The organism is Nostoc cf. edaphicum LEGE 07299 (genome assembly GCF_015207245.1).
Classification (GTDB): Bacteria; Cyanobacteriota; Cyanobacteriia; order Cyanobacteriales; family Nostocaceae; genus Nostoc; species Nostoc edaphicum_B.
Window position 1 is genome coordinate 1 of record NZ_JADEXF010000902.1, and the last position, 2,820, is coordinate 2,820.

Genomic DNA, 2,820 nt, shown 5'->3' on the forward strand with positions numbered 1-2,820 from the left:
GAGGATAGAACGTGGTAGCAAATTCGTAGCGGCGGCGTTTTCCGCTCTGGAAATGATAATCGAAATATAATCCTTGTTCTTCATCCCAAAGAAATTCATCGATCCGATCGCGGCGGATATCTGCACGATCGCTCCATTGTTGTTGCAGTTGTTCGTTCCCCAATATATAGTTAATTTTCGCTAAATCTTGTTCCACCTGATACAAGAAACTATTGAGGCACACAGGAGCGTAGTGGAGGATATCAGCGCTGAAGGGGCCAAATCGGTTGGTGATATCAAAACCAGACTCGCGCATGGTGTGATCGCTTTTGTAAAATAGATTGGTCAGTTCGTCTTTTTCTCGGTTGTAGTAAAGACTAACGTCATAATCCTCAACCTCAAAGGTTTGGTAATATTCCTTGACGCGATCATAGTGGCTTTTTCCCTCTTCATCTCGCTCGGAAAACAAAACTTCTGGCGCCGGGCCTTCCCCAAAGGCATAAAATCTGGATAAGCCGGTTGCAGCATTCAGATGGGGCGGTACTACCCAGTAATAATAAAATTGCTCTAACAGCGGTACGGTTGCCTTTAACCACTCTTCATCCTGGGTGTGCTGGAATAACGCCAAAACCATCATACTCAGGACAGGGGGCTGCGATCGCGACAGCATATAAGTCCGGTTGGCGTTGAGAATAATGCCGTAATGTTGTACTTGGTACAACAATTGATCGACTTGACTTTGTGCTAGCTCCAATTCTCCATCGTGCAAAAGTCCTAGCAATATAAAGTAGCTGTCCCAGCCATACATTTCGTTGAAGCGACCACCTGGTACGACATAAGGCCCTGGTAGGTATAGTAACCCATGCTCTTTAATCGCTTCCACTTCTGCTGGCAAAGTGCGAATTTGTAGCTGTTGCATATCTTTTGGAGACAGCGATCGCTCTAACACAGTCTGAATGTTGGGACAATCTTCTGAGGGTGAAATGTAGACTATCCAAGGAGTGTCGCTTTTGTGGTCTAGTTTGGTATCCTTGGCAGATTGTAATAAGTGTTCGTGCGATCGCGTTAAAGTTTTCCACATTTTTTTGATGTGGAGACGCACAGCTTCAATCTGCGCGGTGGTAAGTGTTGGGGTCATAATTACAGAATTGTTTTTTTAACGCAAAGGAGAGGTAGCGCGGTCTTCTCCCAAGGGGAGACGCCAAGGGCGATAGCGCAGCGTTAGCGAGTCCTCGAGCGTCTGGGGGTTTCCCCCATGAGCGACTGCCGTCGCCAAGGGAAGCGCAGAGGAACGCTGAGGTTTTACAGGGTTCTCTCTGCGTGGGATTGATTTATGTTTTTACTCGGCAGTGCTAATTAAGAGGGCAACTGGGAAATGGGTGAGGGCTGTTGCGATTGATAGGGTTTCTGTAGCTTGTAAGGGTTGCTGAGTTAGGACGTTTTTCCAAGTGGGGGAAGTTCCAGGGGGAAGTTGCAGGTGCGTGTCTTGCCAAACTGACTCGCCCAAGGGATTGTCTCCTGGCTGGATGAGGCTGGTTAAAAAGCGGGGAGCGATCGCGATCGCTGTTTGATTCCCCTCGCGCCGTGCAAAAGCGATAATGTGATTGGCGTAGGTTCCCTGAACTTCTAACGGTAAATAATCGCCGTCCTGGAATAATGAGACATAGTTTGTTCTGGCTTGGAGTAATTGAGCCGTTAAAAACAGTTTGATTCTGCCGTCTGTTTTGTCGTTTAGTAACTCCTGAATTAGTCCCAAAATGTCTGTTTTTGCCTGTTCGCGGATAGCGCTTAAGTAAGTACGTCGCTGTTCAAAATCCACGGGACGACGATTGTCTGGATCGACTAGACTCAGTTCCCAAAGTTCTGTTCCCTGGTATACATCTGGTACGCCGGGGGCGGTAATCTTCAGTAGAGTTTGGGAAAGGGAATTGAAGATACCATACTCTGCAATTCGCTGTTGAAATGGACGAAAGGCATCTAGAAATTCCCCGGATATAGCAGGATCGAGTACTTTCTCAATAAAGGAGGTACAAGCTTCTTCATACTCGCTATCAGGTCGCAACCAGGCTGTATGCACCTTCGCTTCTCGTATTGCTTTTATTATATAGTCTTTCACTCGTTCCACGAAGGATGTATGTTCGTGTTCGGCAAAAGGAAACGCCCCTACTAGGGTTTGATAGAGAAAATACTCATCGTTACGATCAGGTATAGCGAAGCCGTGGCGATCGCTACGATGTCCTCGATTCATGGCACTCCAGGTATTTACCTGCTGATCCCATTTATCGGGAATTTCTGAGAGGACATTCAATCTAGCCCGCACATCTTCGCCGCGTTTGGTGTCGTGGGTGGCGGTGGTGTTCATTGTGTGAGGCCAAGTTACTTGGTGCTGTTTGTTAAAGGCATGGAATTTGGCTAATTCGATGCCAAAGTGGCCGGGATTTCCGCCAACTTCATTCAGCGACAGCAACCGATTGTAAACATATAATGTGGTGTCTTCTACGCCTTTTGCCATTAGCGGGCCGCTGTATTGCTGCATTCGCAAGACAAAATATATCCACTGTTCGCGTTCTGTTTGAGTCAGAGAATTATCAAACTCTAGCAGCATTAACTTTTCAATAAAATTCAGTTCATTCTGCAATAGGGGTACTTGTTCTTTGGCTTGGCGAATTACTTCTTGAATGGTAGCGCGATCGCTTTCTCCAATTCCATCGGGCGTAATGTAGGTGCGGTAAATCGGGAACAGTGTCAAAACTTCGGCGATCGCTCTTTTTAATCCATTCAGTGTAAAATCATTACCATAGCGATATTTGCTGGAAACATTCTTTAACAAAAGAGCTAATT

2 protein-coding genes are annotated in these 2,820 nt (G+C 46.3%); both read right to left on the bottom strand.

Annotation, left to right across the window (positions count from 1 at the left end; translation table 11 throughout):
* On the bottom strand, positions 1-1,117 hold a 1,117-nt coding region (locus IQ229_RS22390; RefSeq protein ID WP_194047520.1), incomplete at its 3' end, for a trehalase family glycosidase.
* Positions 1,118-1,318: 201 nt separating this feature from the next.
* On the bottom strand, positions 1,319-2,820 hold a 1,502-nt coding region (gene treY, locus IQ229_RS22395), incomplete at its 5' end, for a malto-oligosyltrehalose synthase (RefSeq protein WP_194047522.1).